This is a genomic window from Larkinella sp. C7 (assembly GCF_006149005.1).
GTDB lineage: Bacteria > Bacteroidota > Bacteroidia > Cytophagales > Spirosomataceae > Larkinella.
Genome location: NZ_VBSL01000222.1, coordinates 1 through 364 on the forward strand (window position 1 = coordinate 1; position 364 = coordinate 364).

At 46.2% G+C, this 364-nt stretch carries 1 pseudogene; it reads left to right on the plus strand.

The window, feature by feature from the left end:
- Positions 1 to 364, plus strand: a pseudogene (gene fusA / locus FH871_RS35190) (elongation factor G); the annotation flags it as partial.

A 364-nucleotide genomic window follows, 5' to 3' on the forward strand; every position in this document is an offset into this window, starting at 1 on the left:
GTGAATTGCACTTGGATGTCCTTGTTGACCGTCTGAAACGTGAACACAAGGTTGAAGCTAACGTTGGTGCTCCTCAGGTATCTTACCGTGAAACCTTCCGTGCTTCTACCCAAGCCCGTGGTTTCTTCAAACGTCAATCTGGTGGTAAAGGTCAATTCGGTGATGTTTGGATTGAATTTACGCCGAATGAAGAAGGTAAAGGCTTCGAGTTCGAAAATGCCATCGTCGGTGGTGTTGTCCCACGTGAATTCATTCCAGCCGTAGAAAAAGGGTTGGAAGAAGCTATGGCTAACGGTGTTCTTGCTGGTTATCCATTGGTTGACATCAAGGCGAAACTTTATGATGGTTCTTACCACGATGTCGA